Source organism: Apolloniradiicaulis salifontis, assembly GCF_053756655.1.
In genome coordinates, this window is sequence record NZ_CM132387.1 from 12261 (window position 1) to 35156 (window position 22896).

The 22896-nt window shown below is 66.5% G+C and carries 25 protein-coding genes and 1 tRNA gene; 9 read left to right on the forward strand and 17 right to left on the reverse strand.

Translation table 11 applies throughout. From position 1 onward, the window contains the following. The 6 genes from xth to ACWCOP_RS00100 form a co-directional block, all read right to left on the reverse strand. Nucleotides 1-813: an exodeoxyribonuclease III gene (xth, locus tag ACWCOP_RS00075; RefSeq protein ID WP_478249155.1), complete on the reverse strand. Its 813-nt coding sequence runs from the start codon at nt 811-813 to the stop codon at nt 1-3. Nucleotides 814-828: 15 nt separating this feature from the next. Continuing rightward, entirely contained in the window at nt 829-1452 is a 624-nt protein-coding gene (locus tag ACWCOP_RS00080) for a hypothetical protein (protein ID WP_478249156.1), read from the reverse strand. Nucleotides 1453-1765: 313 nt separating this feature from the next. Then, nucleotides 1766-2407, reverse strand: coding sequence for a tRNA (adenosine(37)-N6)-threonylcarbamoyltransferase complex dimerization subunit type 1 TsaB (gene tsaB, locus ACWCOP_RS00085; RefSeq protein ID WP_478249157.1), 642 nt, complete (start codon nt 2405-2407; stop codon nt 1766-1768). Nucleotides 2408-2536: 129 nt separating this feature from the next. Beyond that, nucleotides 2537-3199, reverse strand: coding sequence for a malonic semialdehyde reductase (locus tag ACWCOP_RS00090; RefSeq protein WP_478249158.1), 663 nt, complete (start codon nt 3197-3199; stop codon nt 2537-2539). A gap of 95 nt (nt 3200-3294) precedes the next feature. Further along, on the reverse strand, nt 3295-3852 hold the full coding sequence (locus tag ACWCOP_RS00095) for a NifU family protein (protein ID WP_478249159.1): 558 nt from the start codon (nt 3850-3852) through the stop codon (nt 3295-3297). A gap of 83 nt (nt 3853-3935) precedes the next feature. After that, complete coding sequence (locus ACWCOP_RS00100) at nt 3936-4412, reverse strand: universal stress protein (protein WP_478249160.1); 477 nt, start codon at nt 4410-4412, stop codon at nt 3936-3938. A 44-nt stretch (nt 4413-4456) separates the two neighbouring features. Between ACWCOP_RS00100 and ACWCOP_RS00105 the strand changes: the two genes are divergently transcribed. Further along, on the forward strand, nt 4457-5026 hold the full coding sequence (locus ACWCOP_RS00105; protein ID WP_478249161.1) for a hypothetical protein: 570 nt from the start codon (nt 4457-4459) through the stop codon (nt 5024-5026). A gap of 15 nt (nt 5027-5041) precedes the next feature. Here the strand turns inward: ACWCOP_RS00105 and ACWCOP_RS00110 are convergent, their stop codons facing one another. Continuing rightward, nucleotides 5042-5941: an ATP-grasp domain-containing protein gene (locus tag ACWCOP_RS00110; RefSeq protein WP_478249162.1), complete on the reverse strand. Its 900-nt coding sequence runs from the start codon at nt 5939-5941 to the stop codon at nt 5042-5044. Nucleotides 5942-6114: 173 nt separating this feature from the next. Between ACWCOP_RS00110 and ACWCOP_RS00115 the strand changes: the two genes are divergently transcribed. Together ACWCOP_RS00115 and ACWCOP_RS00120 are read left to right on the forward strand one after the other, a co-directional pair. After that, nucleotides 6115-7125 carry an adenosine kinase gene (locus tag ACWCOP_RS00115; protein WP_478249163.1) on the forward strand — a complete coding sequence of 337 codons (1011 nt, stop codon included), beginning with the start codon at nt 6115-6117 and terminating at the stop codon, nt 7123-7125. 226 nt (nt 7126-7351) lie between these two features. Then, the gene (locus ACWCOP_RS00120; RefSeq protein ID WP_478249164.1) at nt 7352-9406 is read left to right on the forward strand and encodes a putative bifunctional diguanylate cyclase/phosphodiesterase; all 2055 of its coding nucleotides are present in this window, start codon (nt 7352-7354) and stop codon (nt 9404-9406) included. Nucleotides 9407-9420: 14 nt separating this feature from the next. Here the strand turns inward: ACWCOP_RS00120 and ACWCOP_RS00125 are convergent, their stop codons facing one another. The 9 genes from ACWCOP_RS00125 to aroA all read right to left on the reverse strand — a co-directional run bounded on the left by ACWCOP_RS00125 (nt 9421) and on the right by aroA (nt 19169). Then, nucleotides 9421-10758, reverse strand: a complete 1338-nt coding sequence (locus ACWCOP_RS00125) for a bifunctional folylpolyglutamate synthase/dihydrofolate synthase (RefSeq protein WP_478249165.1) — start codon at nt 10756-10758, stop codon at nt 9421-9423. Nucleotides 10759-10924: 166 nt separating this feature from the next. Further along, nucleotides 10925-11836 carry an acetyl-CoA carboxylase, carboxyltransferase subunit beta gene (gene accD, locus ACWCOP_RS00130; protein ID WP_478249166.1) on the reverse strand — a complete coding sequence of 304 codons (912 nt, stop codon included), beginning with the start codon at nt 11834-11836 and terminating at the stop codon, nt 10925-10927. Between the two features lie 19 nt (nt 11837-11855). After that, entirely contained in the window at nt 11856-12650 is a 795-nt protein-coding gene (trpA, locus tag ACWCOP_RS00135) for a tryptophan synthase subunit alpha (RefSeq protein WP_478249167.1), read from the reverse strand. Beyond that, a complete protein-coding gene (locus tag ACWCOP_RS00140) occupies nt 12647-13075 on the reverse strand; it encodes a hypothetical protein (RefSeq protein ID WP_478249168.1) in 429 nt (142 codons plus the stop codon). Before ACWCOP_RS00140 ends, trpA begins: the two co-directional genes overlap by 4 nt. After that, nucleotides 13076-14287: a tryptophan synthase subunit beta gene (gene trpB / locus ACWCOP_RS00145; RefSeq protein WP_478249170.1), complete on the reverse strand. Its 1212-nt coding sequence runs from the start codon at nt 14285-14287 to the stop codon at nt 13076-13078. 162 nt (nt 14288-14449) lie between these two features. Further along, entirely contained in the window at nt 14450-15115 is a 666-nt protein-coding gene (locus ACWCOP_RS00150) for a phosphoribosylanthranilate isomerase (RefSeq protein WP_478249171.1), read from the reverse strand. Between the two features lie 206 nt (nt 15116-15321). Next, nucleotides 15322-15606, reverse strand: coding sequence for an integration host factor subunit beta (locus ACWCOP_RS00155; RefSeq protein WP_478249172.1), 285 nt, complete (start codon nt 15604-15606; stop codon nt 15322-15324). A gap of 169 nt (nt 15607-15775) precedes the next feature. Continuing rightward, on the reverse strand, nt 15776-17482 hold the full coding sequence (gene rpsA / locus ACWCOP_RS00160) for a 30S ribosomal protein S1 (protein ID WP_478249173.1): 1707 nt from the start codon (nt 17480-17482) through the stop codon (nt 15776-15778). A gap of 337 nt (nt 17483-17819) precedes the next feature. Then, entirely contained in the window at nt 17820-19169 is a 1350-nt protein-coding gene (gene aroA, locus ACWCOP_RS00165) for a 3-phosphoshikimate 1-carboxyvinyltransferase (RefSeq protein WP_478250701.1), read from the reverse strand. 130 nt (nt 19170-19299) lie between these two features. Between aroA and ACWCOP_RS00170 the strand changes: the two genes are divergently transcribed. From ACWCOP_RS00170 to ACWCOP_RS00190, 5 genes are all read left to right on the forward strand, one after another. Beyond that, a complete protein-coding gene (locus ACWCOP_RS00170; protein WP_478249174.1) occupies nt 19300-19794 on the forward strand; it encodes a TIGR02300 family protein in 495 nt (164 codons plus the stop codon). Between the two features lie 124 nt (nt 19795-19918). Beyond that, nucleotides 19919-19994, forward strand: a tRNA-Ala gene (locus tag ACWCOP_RS00175). 129 nt (nt 19995-20123) lie between these two features. Then, nucleotides 20124-20363, forward strand: a complete 240-nt coding sequence (locus ACWCOP_RS00180; RefSeq protein ID WP_478249175.1) for a DUF1150 family protein — start codon at nt 20124-20126, stop codon at nt 20361-20363. 128 nt (nt 20364-20491) lie between these two features. Beyond that, entirely contained in the window at nt 20492-21013 is a 522-nt protein-coding gene (locus tag ACWCOP_RS00185; protein WP_478249176.1) for an RNA methyltransferase, read from the forward strand. A 151-nt stretch (nt 21014-21164) separates the two neighbouring features. Beyond that, on the forward strand, nt 21165-21626 hold the full coding sequence (locus tag ACWCOP_RS00190; RefSeq protein ID WP_478249178.1) for a DMT family transporter: 462 nt from the start codon (nt 21165-21167) through the stop codon (nt 21624-21626). 14 nt (nt 21627-21640) lie between these two features. On the opposite strand, the gene ACWCOP_RS00195 is transcribed toward ACWCOP_RS00190, so the two are convergent. Continuing rightward, on the reverse strand, nt 21641-22183 hold the full coding sequence (locus ACWCOP_RS00195) for an NUDIX hydrolase (protein WP_478249179.1): 543 nt from the start codon (nt 22181-22183) through the stop codon (nt 21641-21643). 126 nt (nt 22184-22309) lie between these two features. Here ACWCOP_RS00195 and ACWCOP_RS00200 point away from each other — a divergent pair, with 126 nt between their 5' ends. Beyond that, entirely contained in the window at nt 22310-22876 is a 567-nt protein-coding gene (locus ACWCOP_RS00200; RefSeq protein WP_478249180.1) for a MarR family winged helix-turn-helix transcriptional regulator, read from the forward strand. Nucleotides 22877-22896 lie beyond the last annotated feature (20 nt).

Consider the following 22896-nt stretch of genomic DNA (forward strand, 5'->3'; position numbering starts at 1 on the left):
TTAGAGCGTCAGCCGCAGCGTCACCGGCGCGTGGTCGGAGGGCTTCTCCCACTCGCGCGTTTGGTACCAGATTCGGAAACCCTCGCGCCCGCCCTTAAGCGCCGCATCTTTGAGCGCTTCGCTCACCCAGATATGGTCCAGGCGCCGGCCCCGGTTGGATGCGCGGAAGTCCCGGTTGCGATAGCTCCACCAGGTGTAGAGTTTCTCCGGCTCTGGGATCAGTTCGCGCGCCACGTCGATGAAGCCGCCCGCCGCGCGCGCGCGCTCCAGGCCTTCGGTTTCCACCGGCGTATGGCTGATCACTTTCAGGAGCTGTTTGTGCGACCAGACATCGTGCTCGCGCGGCGCAATGTTGAGATCGCCCACCAGCACCATCTTGCCGCCCTCTTTCGCCCGGCCCTCAAGATACGGCTCCAGCGCGTCCAGAAAGGCGAGCTTGTGGGCAAAGCGCGGATTGGTCTCCGGGTCCGGCTCGTCGCCGCCGGCGGGGATGTAGAAATTGAGGATCTCGATCCCGTCCACGGCGACGCGCTGGAAGCGCGCTTCATGTCTGGGGCAGATCTTGTCCTGCTCCAGCTCGGTGATCGGACGCTTGGAGGCCACCGCCACACCGTGCATGCCCTTCTGTCCCGCCACGTGAAAATGGGGATAGCCCATGGCCTCGAACGCCTTTCTGGGGAACTGGTCGGGCTGGCACTTGATCTCCTGCAGGCAGATCACGTCGGGCTCTGCTTCTGCGGCCCATTTTGCGATCTGGGGATGGCGCAGGCGCACAGAATTGATGTTCCACGTGGCGATGGTCAGCCCGGTCATGGCGAAATCCTCAAATCACAGAATGTTGTAGGTCGAGCCCGCGACGCCCACCGGCCAGCGGCCGCGCACATAAAGCCGCCAGCGCGCCAGGAAGGGATGGGGCGGGACCTCGTCCTCGGCTTCGGCCAGGATCACCAGCACCGCGCCGTTGGCCGCCTGCACCAGCCCGCCGGCCGCGGTGTTGATCACCGCCTCGTCATAGACATCGTCCAGGGCGGCGCTGGCTTCGGCGGCCCCGCGGGCGATCTCGCCGATCTTTGAGGCGACCAGCGCCAGAACCGCCTGCAGCGCCTGCTCGTCCAGGCGCTCGAGCACCTGTTGAGCGAGGCTCGCGCGCATCATCTCCTCGGCCTCCCAGGCGGCCGGGTCACGGTCCAGCGCCTCCGCCGCGGCCACGGCGTCGGCCCAGTCTCCCAGCGGCGCAGGCTCCGCGTCGGGAAAGCCCAGCCCGTCCAGATAGGCGCGGGCCAGTGAGTGTTCGCGCGCATTGAGCGTTTCACCAAGGCGCGAAAAAAACGCCGGATCGCTCACCGATTCGGCGAAGGCCTTGGCCTTGTACAGCAGCGGAATTTCATCGAGCAGGCGGGCGATGTCGTCTTCTGTCCCGCCCGGCGCGTCGTCGTCATATGAGTTATCCATGACCCGCTAGTTAGCGCGCCTTGGCCCGTCATGCATCCTTGAAGACTGAAAATGAGAAACGCCCGGCGGCGAGGGGAGCCGCCGGGCGCTTCTATGCCCTTACGCTCCGGGGTGAGAGCGATCCAGGCGCGCCGCGTTGGGGGTCGCGGCGCGGTCGATCCGGGAAGGCCGCGGGGGGACGGTACCAAATCCCAGAGCGGCCCGAAGGCCGCAGGTGTATTTGTGCCACAAGATCCACCTATCCGCTAATTAAAAAGCAGAAAGAATTTGCGTGTCGTTTAAATATCACAGCTGTGTGATCACCGCCGCTCGCTCAGCCAGGCGCTACGCCGCCCGGCAGCTTGGCGTCCGGCGCGCGGGCGTAGACCGGCGCGGGGAGCGGCGCATCCGAACCGGCTTCGAGGGTCAGCGCGATCAGCGCATCCAGCGGCGGGGCGGGATCGAAATGGGCCGGGTCGGCGCCCAGCAGCACGGCGCCGGAGCCTGTGAGATGGATGTCGCCATAGGCTTCAAGCTCGGTGAGGGCGTCGTCGGCGTCGCCACGCATCAGCGCGCTCACCGGCGCGCCGTGGGCGAAAATCTTCCAGACCAGATCGCCGCGTTTCGCATCGTGGACGGCCATGACGGTTTTCTCACCCTTCGGGTCGGACCGGCGCGCCAGCGCGTCCAGCGCGCCGATTCCCAAAGCCTGCGCCCCGGTGGCCAGCGCAAGGCCGCGGGCGAACGCCACCGCGACGCGCGTGCCGGCGAAACCTCCGGGGCCTGTATTGACGCCGATGCGCCTTAGATCGCCGGGCGTGATCCCGGCTTGGATCAAGAGCCGTTCCACCATGGGGGCGAGGATTTCGGCGTGGCCGCGTCCGATCTCGCGCGCGTCGCGCAGGACGCCGCGCTCGGTCGCCACCGCAGCGGCGCACCAGGGTCCGATCGTGTCGAGAACAAGAATGGGTTTCATCGGCTTAATCTATAGCGGCGCGAGCTAACGCGCCATAAAGCCGGACTGTTCCGCCGCCGGGTCGCCGCAAAGCCCGGCGCGACTCCCTGCAGCATCGCCCCTCCCCCGTCGCCGGGGGAGGGGTTCGCGTTACGTGATGATCTTCGCGGCGGCGTCGAAGGCGAGCTTCGGCAAGCGGGGGAAGAGCTTGTCGGTGGCGCCGTAGCCGATATTGCACAGGAAGTTGGAGCGCCAGGCGCCCATCTCGGGGTCGTTCTTGAAGAAGGTCTCGTCCACCCCGTCCTTGTCGAACCCGCTCATCGGACCGCAATCAAGGCCCAGCGCGCGCGCCGCCATGATCAGATAGGCGCCCTGGAGCGAGGAATTGCGAAAGCCGTTTTCAAAGCGCGACTCGTCGGCGGCGAACCAGTCCTTGGCGTCCGGATTGTGGGGAAAGAGCTCAGGAATCTTGTCGTTGAAATTCCAGTCCCAGGCGATCACGACGGTGACCGGCGCGGTCATGGTCTTTTCTACATTCGGCCCGATCAGATGGTCGCGCAGCTTTTCCTGCCCGTCGCCCTTCAAAAACAGGAAGCGCGCCGGAGACTGATTGGCGCTCGTGGGTCCGTACTGCAGAAGCTCGTACAGCGCATGGATCGTGGTGTCGGAGACATCGCGATCCTCCCACGAATAAAAGGTGCGCGCTCCGCGAAACAGCTGGTCCAGACTGTGGTCGGGCAGGATCGCGTGGCGGTCCGGCTTGGCGAGCGGCTGCCCTTCGCTGGGCTCGGCGTTCAGGGTCTCGTCGGACATGGGGGAGCGCTCCGGTTCGATGTGTGGCTTTAGGCCCAAGGGTAGGGCGCGCCTTCCCGCATGCAAAGGCGGCGCGGTGAAAAAGGGTCTTTCCCCTACATCACCGCTTCAACGCCGCGCACCTCCGGCACGTAGTGCTTCAGGAGGTTCTCGATGCCCTGTTTCAGGGTGAAGGCCGAGGACGGGCAGCCGGCGCAGGCGCCGCGCATGTGCAAAAGCACGATTCCGCTGGTCTCGTCGTAGGAGTGGAAGACGATGTCTCCGCCGTCGCGCGCCACGGCCGGGCGCACGCGGGTGTCGATCACCTCGATGATCTCTCTCACGATGGGGTCGGCTTTGGCGGCTTCGTGATCGGGCTCTCCGGCGCCGGCGTCGAACAGGGGTTCGTCGCGCTCCATCACGTCCATGATGGCGCCCAGAACCGCCGGCTTGATGTGGGGCCAGTCCACGCCTTCAGCCTTGGTCACCGAAACAAAATCGGCGCCGGCGAAGACGCGGGTCACGCCTTCCACACCGAACAGTTCGCGCGCCAGACGCGAGGCGGCGGCCTCTTCCGGGGTCGCGAAATCGCGCGGCGTGTCGGGGGAGATTTCCCGGCCCGGCATGAATTTCAGCGTATCGGGATTGGGGGTGTCTTCGGTCTGGATGAACATGGCGGGGCCTTTCCTGCCTATACCCCTCACGAAATGGCGCCGCCGGCGGCGCCGCGCAACCCTTCAGGCTTTACGGATAAGGCTCACGACAGCGCCTTGATGTCCTCGCGCGACAGCCCGCCGGGCACCACGGTGACGGGGATCTGGCGCTTTTCAAACAGGCCGCGTCCGCGCGCCAGCGCCTGAATCAGCGGGCCGGCGTCGCCGGGCTCGGCCGCCGCGCCCACCACCAGAATGGCGATCGAGGTGTCTTCCTCCACCAGCTTACGCAGGCAGGTGATCAGCTCGCCTTCCTTGAGCACAAGTTTTGGGCGGGCGCCGGTCACGCCTTCCATGTCCTCGGCCAGGCTGTTGAGGGCTTCTTCCGCGCCTTCGCGCGCTTCAGCGCGCATGGCCTCGCCAACGCCCAGCCAGTGCTCGAAACCGCCTTCGGTCTCGACCACGGCCAGCAGGATCACCGAGCCGCCGGTGTTGCGCGCCCGGCGTGCGGCGAAGTATGCCGCTGTACGGCTCTCGTCTGAGCCGTCGGCGACCACAAGAAATTTGCGAGCATCGGACATGGCGTGAAATTGCCGTGTTCGCTGCAAACCGGCAAGAGGGCGTGATGAGCGGCGAAACCCCACTGGCGAGCCTGAGTGAGCGGCGCTGGCCCCTGAGCCCGCTTCAGGATGTGCAGCTTTATCCTGACCGGATCGAGGCCTGGAGCGGATCGACGCTGGAGCGGCGCATTGCGCTGGACCGGGTGACGAGCGTGCGCCTGGCCGTGGAGATGGGCGGTGAGCAGAGCCTGGTGGTGTGCAGGGTCACCGGGCCTGATGGCGAGATCGCGTTTTCCAGCCGCCGCGCCGACGGCTCCGGCTGGGCCGATCAGGCGCTGGAGTTTCAGCGCCTGCTGGTGGCCGTGCACAAGGCCCTGGAGCCGCGCGGCGGCGATATCGCCTATCTGGAGGGCCAGAGCCTGACCTTCCGCCTGATCATGAGCGGAGCGGGGACGGCCCTGCTGGCCGCCGCGCTGGGGTTTTCAGGCTATATGCTGCTTGTGCAGGAAAGCGCCGTGCTGGCGCTGGCCGGAGCGCCTTTTGCGCTGGTGGGCGGGGCGCTGGCCTGGGTGCTGCGGCCGGGCCGGCCTGTCCCTTATGATCCGGTCAGGCTGGTGGCGCGATTCGGCGGGTAAGGCGCGGCCGCCCCGCTAAAGCCCCAGCTTGGCCTTCAGCGCTGCGGCGAACACCTCGCCCATGTCCGGCCCCTGTTCGGGATAGAGATAGGGCTCGATGATCTCCAGCTCCATGACGGCGAGCTCGCCGTTCAGGCCGCGCACCATGTCCACGCGGGCGTAGAGCAGGTCGTCCTCGCCGGTGATCGAGGCGGCGGCTTTGAGCACGTTGCGGCACAGATCGATCTCACCGGGGCGGGGCTGGTGCACCACTTCGCGGGCGCCGAAGAGCGACTGGACGCGGTAATCGCCGGCCTTGGGCAGTTTTTGAAGCGCGTGAGAGAACGCGCCGCCGAAGAAGATGAAGCTGTATTCGCCCTCCTCGGGAACACTGGGCAGGAAGGGCTGGATCAGGCAGGCGGCCGGGGGCAGGTCTTCAGCGGCGGGAATGGACTCGCCCCTGGCGATCAGCGCCTGACGCCATGCGCCGCCGCCCACCAGCGGCTTCACAACGATTTTATCGGTCCCAAGCGCGGCGAAGGCGTCTTGAATCGTCGCCGCATCGGCGCGTTCGGCCCACAGCGTCTCGATGGACGGCGCCCCGGCGGCGGCCAGCGCGCGCAGATAGGTCTTCTCGATGTTCCAGCGCACCAGAGCCGGCGGATTGAACACCGGCGCGTGCGCCGCGAGCCGGTCCAGCGTCGCCAGGAAGCTCGACAGCTTGGGCGGATAGTCCCACACCGTGCCCACCATGAAGCCCGCATAGCCGGACGGATCAAAAGGCGAGTCCCAGATCTGCGGCGCCAACTCGATCCCCGCGCCTGCGCACGCACGCGACAGGGCCCCGTACTCCAGCTCGTACTCGATCCAGTCGGCGCGTGCGCCCGGACGGTCCTTCATCATGTCGGCGGAGGTGAGAAAGCAGAAACGCGTCATGGATATGTCCGGCGATGACCATTGAGGGTCGCGCCGCATACCGCGCCCGGCCCGTCAGCGCTAGACTTGAAGCCACACTTGACGCCAGACCAAAGGCCAGACTTGAGGTTCCTGCTGGCAGGCTTTAAGCGAGACGCGAGTTTATACCTTCAGCAACAGCAACCGGACCTCGCATGACCGATATTCGCTATGACGTTCTGGGCGTGGGCAACGCCATCGTCGACGTGCTCGCCAGCGTTGACGACGCCTTCATCGAAAAGCACGCGCTGGCCAAGGACGCCATGCTGCTCATCGACGAGGATCGCGCCGAAGCGCTCTACAAGGCCTTTCCGCCGGGTCAGGAGATTTCCGGCGGGTCGGCGGCCAACACGCTGGCCGGAGTGGCCAGCCTTGGCGGGCGCGGCGCCTATATCGGCAAGGTCGCGGCCGATCAGCTGGGCGAGGTCTTCGCACACGATCTGCGCGCCGCGGGCGTCGCCTATGACACCGCGCCGCTGAAAGACGGTCCCGCCACCGCGCGCTGCCTGATCGCGGTGCCGCCCGACGCCAAGCGCGCCATGAACACCTTCCTGGGCGCCTCCACCATGATGGGCCGGGACGATATCGACGAAGACCTGGTCAAGGCCGCCACGATCATCTTCCTGGAGGGTTATCTGTTCGACCGCGACGAGGCCAAGGCCGCCTTCCGCCGCGCCGCCGAACTGGCCAAGACCCATGGCCGCCAGGTCGCGCTGACCCTGTCGGACGTGTTCTGCGTGGAGCGTCACCGCGACAGCTTCCGCGATCTGGTGAAGAACCATATCGACGTGCTGTTCGCCAACGAGGCGGAGATCAAGTCGCTCTACGAGACTGATAATTTTGATGAGGCCCTCAAACAGGTGCGCACCGAGGTGAAGGTCGCCGCCGTGACCCGCTCTGAAAAGGGCGCGGTGATCGTGTCCGGCGATCAGGAGGTCCGCGTGCCGGCCGAGACGGTGGACAAGGTGGTCGACACCACCGGCGCCGGCGATCTGTTCGCCGCCGGCTTCCTCACCGGCTATTCGCGCGGCGCCGATCTTGAGTCATGCGGGCGCATGGGCGTCATCGCCGCAGCCGAGATCATCTCCCATATGGGCGCGCGCCCCAATGTGCGCCTGCACGAGTTGATCGAGACGGCGGGCCTGCGCGTTCCGCCCGCCGCGTAAGCGATTTTCTGAACGAGCAGGCTTCAGCGCCGTCGACGCCTCCCACTGTGGAAAAGCGTCGGCGGCGCTGTTCATTCAAGCTCTTCGAGACGGCCGGCGACTGCCTTAACCGTATTTTCAGCCTATCGCGGGACAACAGGGGGTACAGGCGCGCTATCGCTGCTGCGCGCAAACGCCGACCGCCGGGGGCTCAATGGCGCCGATACGTCATGCATTTGCTCGAGTGATGCGTTCGCTCGTGATGAAGTTCACGCTGCTTTGCGGCGTGATGCTCATCGCGGCCATCGCCACCCTGATGGCGATCGAGTTCCAGCTCAAACGGGCCGAAAACACTGAGTCCGGCCTGACGCACGCCGAGCTCATCACCGAATTGTTCGCCGGCAATGCTTCGGCCGCAATCGCTGCTCAGGACGCGCGCGCCCTCGTGCGCCTTCTGGGCGATTTTTCCGACCGCCCCGATGTGGCGACGGTGTATGTGGCCGATGTGAACCGCCGGGTGCTCGCCGTCAACGGCGAGACCGGCTATGCGCCCGGAGAACGCGCGGCCGACCACCTCATCCAGTCCGCGCTAGGCGCGGTGGACACCCGCATCGAAACGCTGGGCGGCATCATCCGGGTCGCCGAGCCGGCGTTCGAAAACGGGCGGCTGGTGGGCGCTGTGGTCGTGACCGTGCCGATCGCCGCGGTGGCCCGTCCGGCCGGGGAAATCATTCGCCGTCAGATTCTGATCGCCGGGGCGGCGCTGGCGCTGTTCCTGCCCCTGGTCGCCTTGATGGTGCGCCAGGCGCTGGGGCCGATCCGCAAGCTGACCGAGGCGGCGCGCCTGGCCAGCTCGCGCAAGCTTGATCTTCGCATCGAGGTGAACACCGGCGACGAGCTGGAAGTTCTCGCCAACGCCTTCAACCGCATGTTCGGCCGGCTGGAGGCGAGCATGAAGCGCGTCCACCGCCTGGCCTATGTGGACATGGTCACCGAGCTGCCCAACCGCGAACGCTTCCGCAAGGAAGTGGAGCGCGTAACGCGTGAGGCGGGCGAGGGCGGGTTCGAAGGCGCGGTTCTGTTCCTCGATCTCGACCGGTTCAAGCGGGTCAACGATTCCCTTGGCATCGGCGAAGGCGACCGTCTGCTTGAAGCGGTGGGCCGGCGCCTGCGCGAGGCTGCGCGCGGCTGGGATCTTGCCAATGGCGATCTGGGCGCTGGGCCGTCCATGGTGGCGCGCCTGGGCGGGGATGAATTCACCGTGATGATGCCGCGCCTGCGCGATTCCGCGGACGCCGCGCGCCTGGCGCGCCGGATCATCGACGCGGTGCGCCGTCCCTTTGAAGTGTCCGGTCACCAGGTGTTTCTAGGCGTGTCCGCCGGCGCCGCGCTGTTCCCGCGCGACGGCGCCGATCCTGAAACGCTGCTGCGCCACGCCGACCTGGCCATGGCCAAGGCCAAGCAGGCCGGCGGCAACGCTTGCGAATTCTTCGAATCCTCCATGAATCAGAGCGCATTCGAGCGCCTGGTGCTGGAGAACGAGCTGCGCGAGGCGGTGCGCGAGGATCAGCTGGTGGTGTTCTACCAGCCCAAGGTGCGCATGGGCGACGGCGCGGTCGCCGGCGCCGAGGCGCTGGTGCGCTGGCGTCATCCCACAGCCGGGCTGTTGCCGCCGGGCGCCTTCATCCAGGCCGCCGAAGAATGCGGGCTGATTGGTGAAATCGGAGACTGGGTGCTGCGCCGCGCCTGCCGCGAAGCCAAGCAGTTGCTCGATCGCGGCCTGACCATGCCCATGGCGGTCAATGTCTCGGCCATGCAGTTCGAGGACGAGACCTTCTCCCAGACCGTGCTCGAAGCGCTGCAGGATTCCGGACTGCCGCCGGAAATGCTGGAGCTGGAGCTCACCGAAAGCACGGCCATGCGCGATCCCGAGCGCGTCATCAAGCAGATCGAGCCCCTGCGCAAGATCGGCGTGACCTTCGCCATCGACGATTTCGGCACCGGCCATTCCTCGCTGAGCTACCTCACCCGCATGCCGTTCGACGTGTTCAAGATCGATCAGAGCTTCGTGCGTGACATGGACAAGGACGAGCACGCCCGCATCGTGGTGGAGACGATCCTGGCCATGGCCCGCGCCCTGAAGCTGAAGACCGTGGCCGAAGGGGTGGAGACCACCGAACAATACAAGGCGCTCTGCGATCTCGGCGCGACACTGGCCCAGGGATATTTGTTCGGCCGGCCCATGCCGCTGGACGAGCTGGAGCGCTTCGCCGTTCCGGACGCCGCCGCGGCGGCCATGTAGGCCGTCGCCGCCTTCTAGCCCGGCGTCGCCTGCACCGTCTCGCCCGTGCCCATGGCCAGCACTTCCCCCGCCAGGTAGAGCGAGCCGCAGATCACGATGCGCGGCCGGTCATAATCCTCCAGCGCGTCATGGACGGCTTCTCTCAGCCCGGCGGCGGTCTGGGCCGGGATCTCCGCCGCGCGCGCCGCGTCGGCCACCGCCTGAGCGCTCTTGGCCCCCTCGCGGCCCCCGGCGAACGTCACGGCGATGACGCGCGCCGCCAGCCCGGCGAAATACTCAAAATAGGCTTGGGCGTCCTTGTTCGTGGAAAAGGCGCTGATCAGGACCAGCGGCCGCTCGCTCGCCCCCTCCATCTGTCCAAGTCCTGCGGCCAGGGTCTCGGCGGCGGACGGATTGTGTCCGCCGTCGAGCCACAGTTCGGCGCGGCGCGGCTGGGTGATGTCGGCCAGCGGCCCGGCGGTGAGGCGTTGCAGGCGGGCCGGCCAGCGTGCCGTTCTCAGCCCCTCGCGCGCGGCGCCCTGTTCATAGCCGCAGGCGCGCGCCGCGGCGCAGGCCACCCCGGCGTTGATCACCTGATGGGCGCCCGCCAGCGCCGGCTGGGGCAGATCCCAGAGCAGGCTTTCCTCCTCAAAGACCGTGCGCCCATGCTCGCGCCAGGCGCGGAAATCTTCGCCCCAGACCTGGATCGGCGCGCCCAGGCGCCGGGCGGCCTCGGCGATCACCGCGCGCGCACCGTCGCTCTGCGGCCCCACGATGACGGGGACGCCCGGCTTGATGATCCCGGCTTTCTCCGCGGCGATCTCTTCCACCGTGTCGCCCAGAAACGCCTGGTGATCGAGGCTCACCGGGGTGATGACGCAGACCTGCGGCGTGACGACGTTGGTGGCGTCCAGACGCCCGCCAAGGCCCACTTCCAGGATCAGCCGATCCGCCGGCGTTTCGGAGAACAGCAGGAATGCGGCCGCCGTGGTGGTTTCAAAAAAGGTGACGGGCGCGTCGCCATTGGCCGCCTCCACCCGGTCGAACGCCGCTTTCAGGCGCGCATCGTCGACGATCTCTCCGGCCAGAACGATGCGCTCGTTAAAGCGGACCAGATGGGGCGAGGTGTAGACATGGACGCGCTCGCCCGCCGCCTCCGCAATGGCTTTCAGGAAGGCCGCCGTGGAGCCCTTGCCGTTGGTCCCGGCGATATGGATCGCAGGCGGCATGCGGTCCTGCGGCCGGCCGAGCGCCTCCAGCAGCCGCTCGATCCGGTCCAGCGACAGATCGATCTTCTTTGGATGATGGCGCGCCAGACGCGCCAGCGCCGCGTCGATGGATTCTGGAGCGAAGGGCTCAGGGGTCGAAGTCATCGCCGAAGCGTCTTTCTGAAACTCCCTCAAGGCTCACCCGGGCCGGAAGCCCGAGATCGCACCTTCAGGGCGGGATGCGTTGATACACGAACGCGTCGCGCAACTGAGAAGCGTTCAGCGGTCGCAAAACATCTGCAGGGCGGAGGGGGCGAAGATCGCAGCGCGCTTACGCTTCGCTCGCTTTCGCCGCCTCGGTCTTGGCCGGCGACTTGGCCGGGGCCGCGCCGGAATAGCTCTGGCGCTTCATCAGCACGCGCAGGATATTGCCCAGCGTTTCCGGAAGATCCTTGCGGTGAACCACCTTGTCCACCATGCCCTTTTCCAGAAGATATTCAGAACGCTGGAAGCCTTCGGGCAGTTTTTCCCGGATGGTCTGCTCGATCACGCGCGGTCCGGCGAAGCCGATGAGCGCGCCGGGTTCGGCCAGGTGTACATCGCCCAGCATGGCGTAGCTGGCCGTCACCCCGCCGGTGGTGGGATCGCACAGCACGACGATATAGGGCAGGCCGGCCTCGCGCAGCATCTCCACGCCCAGCGTGGTGCGCGGCATCTGCATCAGCGACAGGGCGCCTTCCTGCATGCGCGCGCCGCCGGCGGCGGTGAAGCAGACCAGGGGCGTGCGGTTTTCCACCGCGGTCTCGCAGGCTTTCAGGAAGCCCTCCCCGGCGCCCATGCCCAGAGAGCCGCCCATGAAGCCGAAATCCTGGACCAGAACGGTGGTCTTCAGACCGCGGATTTCGCCGACGCCGATGGCCATGGCGTCGTCGCGCCCGGTCTTCTTGCGCGCTGCGGTGATGCGGCTGGAATAGGGCTTGTCGTCGCGGAATTTCAGCGGGTCGCGGGCCACGTCCGGGATCGAGACGGTCTTGAACCCGCCGTCGAACGTGTATTTGAACCGCAGCTCCGGACCAATGCGCATGTGATGGCCGGCCGGGGTGACATGGAGCCCGGCTTCCAGGTCCTTGTTGAACACCATCTCGCCGGAGATCGGGCACTTCACCCAGAGATTCTCCGGCGTGTCGCGCTTGTCGAACATGCGCTGCACGCCGGGCGGGGTGATCCGTTGAAGCCAGCTCATATCAGGTCGTCCCTCTCGTTCAGCGGCGCGCCGCGTGGGCAGCGTCGGCCAGGCGGGCGGCGAGCGTCAAGGCCGCATCGACGCCGCGCGTGTCCAGCGCATCGACGATGGCTGATCCAACGACCACTGCGTCGGCGACCCGGCCGATCTCTGCGGCGCGCTCGGGCGTCTTCACGCCGAAGCCCACCGCCACCGGCAGGCCGGAGGCTTTGCGCACCCGCGCCACCGCCGTCTCGATATCGCCGGTCTCGCCCGAACCTGCGCCCGTCACGCCGGTCGTTGAGACGTAGTACACGAATCCAGAGGCGTGAGTCACGACTTGCGGCAAGCGCGCGTCCGAGGTGGTGGGCGCGGCTAGGCGCACGAAGGCCAGGCCGTGACCGTGCAGGGCGGTGCGAAACTCGGCGTCTTCCTCCGGCGGAATATCCACACAGATCACCCCGTCCGCCCCGGCCTCGGCCATGGCGTCGGCGGTGCTTGTATAGCCGCGCGAGAAGAACGGATTGGCGTAACCCATGAGCACCACGGGCGTATCGTTGTTCGTTTCCCGAAACCGGCGCACGATTCCCAGCACGCCGTTCAGCGTCATTCCGCCCGCCAGCGCCCGGATTGCGGCGCGCTGGATGGTGGGCCCGTCGGCCATGGGATCGGTGAACGGCACGCCCAGCTCGATGACGTCCGCGCCCTTGTCTGCAAGGCCGCGCATCATCGCCAGCGTCGTGTCGGCGTCGGGATCACCAGCCATGACATAAGCCACGAAGCCGGCGGTGTTGTTTTGCGCGAGGCGCGCGAAGGTGGGGGTGAGGCGTGTCATGTGAAATCGCACTCGGGCTCTGAAACGACGGGGAGAAACAGCAGATAGCCCGCGCCGTCAAACGGGCGGGCGTCGGCGTCGGTGCTCTCGCGCACGCCCTGGGCGGCGGGGGCCGGAATGATGAGCCCCTGGCGGCATCCTCCTGGCGGGTCGTCATTCATGTAGGTTCGCCCATGGCCCTCGATACTGGTGACCGGCCAGCCGCGCGCTGCAAGCGCCGCGTCGAGCTCGGCCATCACGGTCTGAAAGTCGTCCATGTCGAGAGAAAGGTACATTTCGCCGAAACCGTCAGGGCTGGCGCCGATCCGCTCCACCAAGGGCGACTCGCAGCGCGCGGCGATCTCGGCCTTGTCCGGCAGCGGTAGCGCCAGACTCTCGGAGAATATCACGGCCGCCTGCAAGGCGCCTGCAAGCAAAACGCTCATCTAAAGCTCCACACCCAGCGCTTTCGCCACGCTGAACACGTCCTTGTCGCCGCGCCCGCACATATTCATCAGGATGACGCCGTCGGGGCCGAGCTCGGTGGCGAGATCGCGGACCCGCGCCAAAGCGTGGGCGGGTTCGAGCGCCGGGATGATGCCTTCAAGGCTCGAGCAGAGCTGGAACATTTCCAGCGCTTCGGCGTCGGTGGCGGCGCGGTATTCGGCGCGGCCCACATCATGAAGGAAGGCGTGCTCCGGCCCGATGCCGGGATAATCGAGGCCCGCTGAGATGGAATGGCCCTCGGTGATCTGGCCGTCCGCGTCCTGCAGCAGATACGTCTTGTTGCCGTGCAGGATGCCGGGCCGGCCGCCATTGAGGCTGGCGGCGTGGTCGGGGCCGTCCAGGCCCTTGCCCGCAGCCTCCACCCCGATCAGGCGCACGCTTTCATCCTCCAGGAAGGGATAGAACAGGCCCATGGCGTTGGAGCCGCCGCCGATACACGCCACCGCCGCGTCGGGCAGCTTGCCTGTGCGCTCCAGCATCTGCTCGCGCGCCTCGCGGCCGATCACGGACTGAAAATCGCGCACCATCATGGGATAGGGGTGCGGACCCGCCACCGTGCCGATGACATAGAAGGTCTCATCTGGATGGGTGACCCAATCCCTCAAGGCTTCATTCATGGCGTCTTTCAGCGTGCCGCGCCCGGAGGTGACGGCGTGGACCTTGGCGCCCAGCAGCTTCATGCGGAATACGTTGGGCGCCTGACGCTCCACGTCGGTGGCGCCCATGAACACCTCGCACGGAATGCCGAACCGAGCGGCGACCGTGGCGGTGGCGACGCCGTGCTGGCCGGCGCCGGTCTCTGCGATGATGCGGGTCTTGCCCATGCGCTTGGCCAGCAGGACCTGGCCCAGGCAGTTATTGATCTTGTGCGCCCCGGTGTGATTGAGCTCGTCACGCTTGAACCAGATCTTCGCGCCGCCGAAGGCTTCGGTGAGGCGCTCGGCGAAATAGAGCGGGCTGGGGCGGCCGATGAAATCGCGGGAGAATTCATCAAACTCGGCGACGAAACCTGGATCGTCTTTATACTGAGCATACGCCCTCTCCAGCTCAAGGATGTTGGGCATCAGGGTTTCGGCCACATAGCGCCCGCCGAATTCGCCGAACCGGCCTTGGGCGTCGGGCTGCTGGGAGAAGGCGTTGGGGTTGGTCATCAAACGAGTCTCGCCAAATTGATCTGAAGTCCCAGTCAAGCCGAAGGCGGCGAGCCCGGACCTCGTCCGGGCCAAACCGCTACGCTTGCGAGAGGTCCCGGGTCCGCCTGCGGCGCCCTGGAAATTCATGGAGCGTTCTAGGTCACCAAAGCCGCAAAACCTTCACGACGCAAGCGCCGCGCCGCCGCGCGCCGCAGCGATGAAGGCCCTGATTTTCGCCGGGTCTTTGACGCCCGGCGCGCTTTCGGTTCCCGACACCACATCGGCGCCGCGCGCGCCCGATTGTGCGACAGCCTCGCCCACGGTCTCCACGGTCAGCCCGCCGGCCAGAAGCCAGGGCGCGCCGGCGTCGAAACCGCTCAGCAGCCCATAGTCCCACGCCTCCCCCAGCCCGCCGGGCCGATCGGCGCCCTGGGGCGGCTTGGCGTCGAAGACAAAGCCGTCCACATGGCCGCGATAGGCGTCCGCGGCTTTAAGATCCGCCGTACTGCTCACCCCCAGCGCCTTCCAGACGCCCAGCTCGCAATACTGGCGCGCATCAAAGCACCGCGCAGCGCTCTCCTGGCCGTGAAGCTGGATGAAGTCGGGCCGCATCGTCATCAGCACCGCGGCGAGCTGGGCGTCATTGGGATCCACCAGCACCGCCACCGATTTCGCGCCGCCCTTGCGCCGCGCCAAAGCGCCGGCGTCAGCCGGGCTCACATGGCGCGGGCTTTTGGGAAAGATGATGAAGCCTAGATAGTCGGCGCCCGCCTCCACCGCCGCGTCCACGGCGGCGGCGTCATTGAGACCGCAGATTTTGACGAGGGTTGAGGCGGAGCTGGTCATGGGGGCGCGATATAGCGCGCGGGCGGCGGCGGGACCAGCGCCGGGCGCCGCACGCCTTCGGTCGGGCGGCGTCGGCCAAAGTCGCTGAAGATGAACGGTTTCACGACTAGAGCCCGGAGTTTCAGGACCGGCAGGCGTCCTTCAGGACCCGAATACGGGGGATAGCCGCGTCCTTTCCTGGGGACAGGCGGGCTGGCGGCCCGCCGCTACCCCTTCCCGTCGACGCGCTCGCGCAATTCTTTGCCGGTCTTGAAGAAGGGGACGTGCTTTTCCTTCACGCTCACCGGATCGCCGGTGCGCGGGTTGCGGCCCTGGCGGGGCGGGCGGTTGCGCACCGAGAACGCGCCGAAGCCGCGCAGTTCGATCCGGTCGCCGCGTTCCAGCGCCTGGGTGATCTCCTCCAGAACGGTGTTCACCACCCGCTCCAGATCCTTTTGGTAGAGATGCGGGTTGGCTTCGGCGAGTTTCTCGATGAGCTGCGACTTGATCATGCCGGCGTCCCTTTTTGTCATGATCAGCTTAGGAAGAGCGGCCAACGTTCGTCAATCGCATAAAGGGCGGAAGGGAATAAATAAAATTCTCAGGCGACAAAAAATTCCCCGGGGTGGCGAGCCCCGGGGAATGAAACGCGATTGGATCGCTTACGGATGAAATACAAGCCTATTCGGACTTGTCGTCATCCTGGCCTTTCAGCGCGGCGCCAAGAATATCGCCCAGCGAAGCGCCGGAGTTGGAGGAGCCGTACTGTTCCACGGCCTCTTTCTCCTCGACGATTTCAAGCGCCTTGATGGAGACGGAGACGCGGCGGCTGGCCTTGTCGATATTGGTGACGCGCGCGTCCACCTTGTCGCCCACGGCGAAACGCTCGGGGCGCTGCTCGGCGCGGTCACGCGACAGGTCGGACTTGCGGATGAAGGACTTCATCAGCCCGTCCGAACCCACGGAGACTTCGATGCCGCCGGTGGTGATCTCGGTGACGGTGCAGGTCACGGTCTCGCCGCGCTTGAAGCCGCCTTCGTCCATGGGATCGCCGGCGAGCTGCTTCACGCCCAGGGAGACGCGCTCTTTCTCGACGTCCACGTCGAGGATCTTCGCGCGAACGGTGTCGCCCTTCTTGTAGTCCTGGATGGCGTCCTCGCCCGAACGATCCCAGTCGAGATCGGACAGGTGCACCATGCCGTCGATTTCATCGTCGACGCCGATGAACAGGCCGAATTCGGTGATGTTCTTGACCTCGCCCTCGACCTCGGTGCCGGCCGGGTGGGTTTCAGCGAAGACTTCCCAGGGGTTGCGCTGGGTCTGCTTGATGCCGAGCGAAACCCGGCGCTTGTCGGGATCCACGTCCAGCACCATCACGTCCACTTCCTGGGAGGTGGAGACGATCTTGCCGGGATGGATGTTCTTCTTCGTCCAGCTCATCTCGGAGACGTGGACCAGGCCTTCGACGCCCGGCTCCAGCTCCACGAACGCGCCATATTCGGCGATGTTCGTGACCCGGCCCTGGAACACCGCGCCCACCGGGTATTTCACCGAGACGCCTTCCCATGGATCGGACTGCAGCTGCTTCATGCCCAGCGAGATGCGTTGGGTGTCTTTGTTGATCTTGATGATCTGGACGTTGACCGTCTGGCCGACCTCCACGACTTCGCTGGGATGGCCGACGCGGCTCCAGCTCATGTCGGTGACGTGCAGCAGGCCGTCAATGCCGCCCAGATCCACGAACGCGCCGTAATCGGTGATGTTCTTGACCACGCCTTCGCGCACTTCGCCCTCGGCCAGCTGGCCCACGAGCTCGGCGCGCTGTTCGGCGCGGGATTCTTCCAGAACGGCGCGGCGCGAAACCACGATATTGCCGCGCGGACGGTCCATTTTCAGGATCGCGAACGGCTGTTCCTTGTTCATCAGCGGGGTCACGTCGCGCACCGGACGGATATCCACCTGGGAGCCCGGCAGGAAGGCGCTGGCGCCGCCGAGATCCACGGTGAAGCCGCCCTTGACGCGGCCGACGATGGCGCCGGTGACCGGCTCCTTGCCTTCGAACTGGGTCTCAAGGCGATCCCAGGCCTCTTCGCGGCGCGCCTTGTCGCGCGAGAGGACCGCTTCGCCCATCGCGTTCTCGATGCGCTCAAGATAGACTTCGACGTCGTCTCCGGCTTTCGGCGCCACGGCGCCCGGGCCGGTGAATTCGCGCAGGGCCACGCGGCCCTCGGTCTTGAGACCGACATCGATGACGACAACGTCGTTCTCGACGGCGGTGACACGGCCTTTAAGGACCGAGCCTTCCATCATGTCGCGGCCGGCGAGGCTCGCTTCAAGCATTTGCGCGAAATCGTCCTGGCTCGGCGACGCGGTTTGGGTGTCGGACATAGGTTAGGGTTGCTCCAGAGAAGGTCTTGCTTGTTTCCGGCCGGCCGGTTGTCTCCGGCGGTCTTGCCGCGCGCGGCGGCGAAAGCATCCATTTTGCAAAGCCGCGAGCGGCCGGAACGTTCAAGTACAAAAAGGAACGGGCGAAGCGTCAGGCGCGCGAACAAACCGTCAAAATCGGATCATTTGCGCGCCGGCGACCCTTCAAGGCCCGTCCGGCGACTGCGGATCGCGGCGGCGGGACAAGCCCGGACCGGTCGACGAACCGCGCGCGTACCTACTCCAATCGGCCGCCGCGAGCAAGCCGGGCGGGCGGGTTCCCCAGAATCGGAACACGGGTTTAGGCGGGGTCGGGCGTGATCTGCGCGCCAAGCGCAGCCATGTCGGCGAAGAAGCCGGGATAGCTGGTGGCGATCATGGCGACATCGTCCACGCGAACCGGTTCCCGGGCGGCCAGACCGAAGACCAGGCCCGACATGGCCAGGCGGTGGTCGTGATCGGTGATCACTTCACCGCCTCCCGGAGCGCCGCCGGGCCCGCAGCCGGTGACGGTGAGGCTGTCCGGGCCAAGCTCGAAGCCGACCCCGTTGGCCCGCAGCATGGCGGCGGAAGCGGCGAGACGGTCGCTTTCCTTGGCCCGCAGCTCGGCCAGGCCCAGCATGCGGGTCTCGCCGTGGGCGAACGCGGCGATCACCGAGAGGATCGGGTATTCGTCGATCATGGAGGGCGCCCGCTCGGGCGGGACCGTGACGCCTTTCAGCGTGGAGAAGCGGGCGCGGATATCGGCCAGTTTCTCGCCGCAGCGGGTTCCCGCCTGGGTAATCTGCAGATCGGCGCCCATCTCGCGCAGCGTCTCATAAAGACCAAAGCGCGCCTCATTGGTCATCACGCCGCTGACGGTCACGTCGGAGCCTTCGGTGGTGAGGGCCGCGGCGATGAGGAAGGCGGCGCTGGACGGGTCGCCTGGGATTTCAAGATCACAAGGAGTGAGGGCCTTGCCGCCCCGCACCCGGGCGGTGAGCCCAGGCCCGTGCCGCTCCACGCTCATGTCGGCGCCGAAAAGCGGCGCCATAACTTCGGTCTGGGCGCGCGTGGCGTGGGGCTCGATCACCACCGTCTCACCGTGCGCGCCAAGGCCGGCGAACAGCACCGCACTCTTCACCTGGGCGGATGCGACGGGCGGGGTGTAGGTCATTGGCTTGAGACGCGAACTTCCAGACAGGCGCGCCGGCAGGCGGCCGCCGTTCGCGGCGTCGCTGCGAACACCCATCAGGCTCAGCGGATCAAGGACGCGGCCCATGGGCCGGCGCGACAGGCTTTCATCGCCGGTGAAGACCGCCTCCAGATCGAAGCGCGCCGCAGCGCCCATCAAGAGGCGAACGCCGGTGCCGGCGTTTCCCAGATCCAGCGGGCCTTCCGGACTGGTCCAGTCGCATCCGGTGATCGTCCAGGTTCCGTCCCCGGCGCGCACCACTTCGGCGCCGAGGGCTTTAACCGCGCCGGCGGTCGCCATGACGTCGGCGCTCTCGAGAAGGCCGGATATGCGGCTGGTCCCGTGGGCGAGCGCAGCCAGGATCACGGCGCGATGGCTGGCGGACTTGTCCGGCGCGGCGGCGCGCACCCCTGATAAGGCGTTGCCGGAACAGGCTGTTCTCCGCCCGCGCGGGGCGTCTGCGCGGGCGGTTTCCATGGCGGTCATTCAATCTGTCCACGAGCGGGTGTATGCGGGGCGCAAATGGGGTTTTGACAGCGCGCGGAGAACGTGGCAACTGCGCCCCCGTTTCCAAATTAGCCCGTCTGACGCGCGAGGACCCAGCACCGTGCCCAAACCTGATCTTGGCGTGAAGCGCACTTGCCCTGAAACCGGCAAGAAATTCTATGATCTGAACAAAGATCCCATCGTCTCCCCTTTCACCGGAAAAGAGTATCCGGTGTCGTATTTCGACGAGGTGGTCGCCAAGAGCACCCGCAAGGCGGCCAAGGCCGCGCCGGCTGCAAAACCCAAGGCGCCGATCGACGACGAGCCGGCCGAGACCGATGAGGACGAGGATACCGACACCGACCTCGACGCCGATGATGACGGCCCCGAGCTCGACGAGGAGCCCATCGATCTGGGTGACGACGAGGAGGAAGACGACGACACCCCGAAGCCCAAGCGCAAGACCGCCGCAGCTCCGGACGAGGATTTGGACGGTTTCTCCGACGAGGAGGCCGACCTTGACGATGACGATGACGACACCGGCGTGCTGCTGGACGACGACGATGACGACGATTTGGGCGACGACCTCGCCGTGGACGATGACGACGAGGACTAGCAGCGTCTGAAAACGCGCTGCATTTGGCGCGGAATGCCTGCTTGATCGGGGGCGCGCGCCCGACTATGTTCCGCGCTCTCGAAACGGCGGGGTCGCCCAAGCCTCGCCTGATTGCACGATTTTCGGGGCCATAGCTCAGTTGGGAGAGCGCTTGAATGGCATTCAAGAGGTCGGCGGTTCGATTCCGCCTGGCTCCACCAGATAAACCCCGCGCCAACTGGCGCGGGGTTTTTTCTTGTCCAAAGGTCTGCGGCGCTGTGAGCATCTTGAAACGCCGGCCCGCCGCGCCCACGTCTCATCTACGCCAGTTGAACGAAAGGGCGCAGGACATGGCCCAAGCCAACGAACACTCAAACACCGCCGAGGCCAGCCCGCTGGTCTATGTGCGCCCGGTGGCCGCAGCCGAGATCATCGCTCAGGTCGCCCAGAGCGAAATCGAAATCCCCCAGGACGCAACACTCTACGCGGTGCACCTGGAGGACGGCACGCGCATGGCGGTGTTTTCTGAACGCCACGCCGCCTTCGCCGCTGCGCGCTCCCACGGGGCGAACCCGGTGAGCGTGCACTAGAGACATCCGTCCCGACCCTCCCCCCGGAAGGACGGATAGAGGCCCGCCGCGCAAACCATCGCGCGGCGGGCCTTTTCATGTCGAGGCGGGACTTGCGGCCCGCGGCGGGTGGTCGTAATCACGCCGCCATGAAGGGATATTTCGCAATCGGCGTTGAGGGCGTTTCCAAGGCGCGCAATCTCGGTGCGGTGATGCGCACCGGCCATGCGTTCGGGGCGAGCTTCGTGTTCACCGTGGACGCCGCCAACTCGGCGCGCGAAATGTTTCAGGCCGACACCGCAAAAACCGCGATGAACGTGCCCTATTACGCCTGGGACGCCGTCACGGACATGGCCTTGCCGCGCGGCTGCCAGCTCATCGGGGTGGAGCTCACCGACGACGCGGTGCAGATGCCCAGCTTCCGCCATCCGCGCGCCGCCGCTTATGTGCTGGGGCGCGAACGGGGTGATCTCTCGCCGGAGATGCTGTCGCGCTGCGCCCATGTGGTGAAGATCCCCACCCGCTTCTGCCTGAACCTCTCCGTGGCCGCGGCGATCACGCTGTACGACCGCACGCTGTGCCTGGGCGGATTTGCGGACCGTCCCGTGCGCCCCGGCGGCCCCATCGAGGAGCCGGTCCATGTCTGGGGCGAGCCGCGCAAGCGGACCTGAGGCGGCGGCGACGGTGCAGGGACTGGCCCGAAACTGGGCGGCGCCTGGCGGCGCTGCGCTGACGCCGCGCGTCTGGCGGCGTTGAGGGCGTATTTGAACAAAGGCGCTCCTGGCCTAGTTCCGCATGCACTCAAACCGCCGAGGACGCCCCATGAATCTTTCCTTCGCCCTGCCCTTCATCGCCACGGTGATCGCCGGCGCCGCCGTGAGCCTGCAGCCCGCCTTCAACGGTCAGCTCGCTGATCATCTGGGCTCGCCCTTGCGCGCGGCGCTGGTGAGCTTTTCGGCCGGGGTGCTGACTTTGACGGTGGTGGTGGGCGTGCTGACCGCGCGGGCCGGGTTTCCCAGCGCGGAGCGGGTGACCTCCACGCCGCTGCATCTATGGGTCGTCGGCGGCATGCTGGGTGCGCTGTTCGTCTCCACGGCGGCCTGGGCGACGCCGAAGATCGGGGCCGGGGCGTTCTTCGCGACCCTCATCGCCTCTCAGCTCGCCGCAGCGCTCGTGATCGACCATTTGGGGCTGGTCGGTCTGGAGGCGCGGCCTGCGACGCTGATCCGTGTGGCCGGCGTCGCCCTGCTGATCGCCGGCGCGTGGATGGTTGTGAGGGGGTGACCCTCCCCTTATTTTTAATAGGGCGCGAAATCCTTGCCCTGGGTGCGCAAAGAGGGGACTGACGGCGCAGGGCCGTTCCGGCGGGCGCGCCAATCCTCCAGCGCCCAGCGCACGGAGGGAAAGGCGAGATCGTTGAAGGGAATATCCTCCCACGCATAGAGCGCCACCTCCTCGCTTTCGGGGCCGGCGGACACCTCCGGCGAGGTGAGACGGGCGCGAAAGAAGATCTGCACTTGCGAGATCCGCGGGATCGAATAGACCCCCAGTAAATCAATGATCTCCAGCCTTGCGCGCGCCTCTTCCCACGCTTCGCGCGCGGCGCCTTCCGCGACGCTTTCGCCTTCCTCCATGTATCCGGCCGGCAAGGTCCAGTGGCCGGCGCGCGGCTCGATGGCGCGCTTGCACATGAGGACGCGGCCCTCGCCGTCCTCGGCCACCACGCCCGCCACGATCTTCGGATTGACGTAGTCGATGAAGCCGCACGTGCCGCAGACACGGCGTTCGCGGTCGTCGTGCTCGGGCACAGTGATCTGGAAGTCAGGCTTTTTGTCGGTCATGGCCGAATATCCTTGCACAGGTCCCATGCCTTGAAGACAATTCCGTATCAAGACAGTGATGTTATTGAAACGTCGCCGAACACCGCTAGGCTTCGGCCACGTTCGATCGCCGAAAGAGGTGGATTTATGGCTGACGGACCCGATTTCGACCTCGCCCTGTCGCCGGGGCACTTGCTGCACCGGGCCCAGCAATTCGCTGCGGACCGGTTTTCCGAGGCCACGGGCGGCGTCGAGGTGACCCAGCGCCAGTTCGCCGTTCTGTGCGCGGTGCACGCCGCTGAAGGGCTGACCCAGACCCAGCTTGTGACCGCCACCGGCATCGACCGCTCCACCCTGGCCGAGCTGGTCAGCCGCATGGCCACCAAGGGCCTGCTCTTGCGCGAAAAGGCGCCGGGCGATGCGCGAGCCAATTCGGTGCGCTTCACCGATGAGGGCCGCAAGCTCTATGAAACCGCCATCGAAGGCGCCAAGGCGGCCGACGAGGCTATTCTAGGCGCCCTGCCCAAGAACAAGCGCGCCAACTTTGTGGAATCCCTCACCCGGATCAGCCGCGCCAGCGAGCTGGGGGCCGAAGAGGCCAAAGCCGAGGCCAAGCGCGCCAAGCACGCCTTGAAAGCCCAGCACCGAGCTGAAGAGAAAGCCGCCGAAAAGGCCGCTGAAAAAGCCCGCAAAAAGAAAAAGAAAAAAAAGTAGCGGCCAGGTCGCAGGCCGTC

Bases quoted from the DNA above. Each gene is read 5' to 3' on its own strand.
- xth (WP_478249155.1), bottom strand. From the start codon at position 813: ATGACCGGGCTGACCATCGCCACGTGGAACATCAATTCTGTGCGCCTG.
- ACWCOP_RS00080 (WP_478249156.1), bottom strand. From the start codon at position 1,452: ATGGATAACTCATATGACGACGACGCGCCGGGCGGGACAGAAGACGAC.
- tsaB (WP_478249157.1), bottom strand. From the start codon at position 2,407: ATGAAACCCATTCTTGTTCTCGACACGATCGGACCCTGGTGCGCCGCT.
- ACWCOP_RS00090 (WP_478249158.1), bottom strand. From the start codon at position 3,199: ATGTCCGACGAGACCCTGAACGCCGAGCCCAGCGAAGGGCAGCCGCTC.
- ACWCOP_RS00095 (WP_478249159.1), bottom strand. From the start codon at position 3,852: ATGTTCATCCAGACCGAAGACACCCCCAATCCCGATACGCTGAAATTC.
- ACWCOP_RS00100 (WP_478249160.1), bottom strand. From the start codon at position 4,412: ATGTCCGATGCTCGCAAATTTCTTGTGGTCGCCGACGGCTCAGACGAG.
- ACWCOP_RS00105 (WP_478249161.1), top strand. From the start codon at position 4,457: ATGAGCGGCGAAACCCCACTGGCGAGCCTGAGTGAGCGGCGCTGGCCC.
- ACWCOP_RS00110 (WP_478249162.1), bottom strand. From the start codon at position 5,941: ATGACGCGTTTCTGCTTTCTCACCTCCGCCGACATGATGAAGGACCGT.
- ACWCOP_RS00115 (WP_478249163.1), top strand. From the start codon at position 6,115: ATGACCGATATTCGCTATGACGTTCTGGGCGTGGGCAACGCCATCGTC.
- ACWCOP_RS00120 (WP_478249164.1), top strand. From the start codon at position 7,352: ATGCGTTCGCTCGTGATGAAGTTCACGCTGCTTTGCGGCGTGATGCTC.
- ACWCOP_RS00125 (WP_478249165.1), bottom strand. From the start codon at position 10,758: ATGACTTCGACCCCTGAGCCCTTCGCTCCAGAATCCATCGACGCGGCG.
- accD (WP_478249166.1), bottom strand. From the start codon at position 11,836: ATGAGCTGGCTTCAACGGATCACCCCGCCCGGCGTGCAGCGCATGTTC.
- trpA (WP_478249167.1), bottom strand. From the start codon at position 12,650: ATGACACGCCTCACCCCCACCTTCGCGCGCCTCGCGCAAAACAACACC.
- ACWCOP_RS00140 (WP_478249168.1), bottom strand. From the start codon at position 13,075: ATGAGCGTTTTGCTTGCAGGCGCCTTGCAGGCGGCCGTGATATTCTCC.
- trpB (WP_478249170.1), bottom strand. From the start codon at position 14,287: ATGACCAACCCCAACGCCTTCTCCCAGCAGCCCGACGCCCAAGGCCGG.
- ACWCOP_RS00150 (WP_478249171.1), bottom strand. From the start codon at position 15,115: ATGACCAGCTCCGCCTCAACCCTCGTCAAAATCTGCGGTCTCAATGAC.
- ACWCOP_RS00155 (WP_478249172.1), bottom strand. From the start codon at position 15,606: ATGATCAAGTCGCAGCTCATCGAGAAACTCGCCGAAGCCAACCCGCAT.
- rpsA (WP_478249173.1), bottom strand. From the start codon at position 17,482: ATGTCCGACACCCAAACCGCGTCGCCGAGCCAGGACGATTTCGCGCAA.
- aroA (WP_478250701.1), bottom strand. From the start codon at position 19,169: ATGGAAACCGCCCGCGCAGACGCCCCGCGCGGGCGGAGAACAGCCTGT.
- ACWCOP_RS00180 (WP_478249175.1), top strand. From the start codon at position 20,124: ATGGCCCAAGCCAACGAACACTCAAACACCGCCGAGGCCAGCCCGCTG.
- ACWCOP_RS00185 (WP_478249176.1), top strand. From the start codon at position 20,492: ATGAAGGGATATTTCGCAATCGGCGTTGAGGGCGTTTCCAAGGCGCGC.
- ACWCOP_RS00190 (WP_478249178.1), top strand. From the start codon at position 21,165: ATGAATCTTTCCTTCGCCCTGCCCTTCATCGCCACGGTGATCGCCGGC.
- ACWCOP_RS00195 (WP_478249179.1), bottom strand. From the start codon at position 22,183: ATGACCGACAAAAAGCCTGACTTCCAGATCACTGTGCCCGAGCACGAC.
- ACWCOP_RS00200 (WP_478249180.1), top strand. From the start codon at position 22,310: ATGGCTGACGGACCCGATTTCGACCTCGCCCTGTCGCCGGGGCACTTG.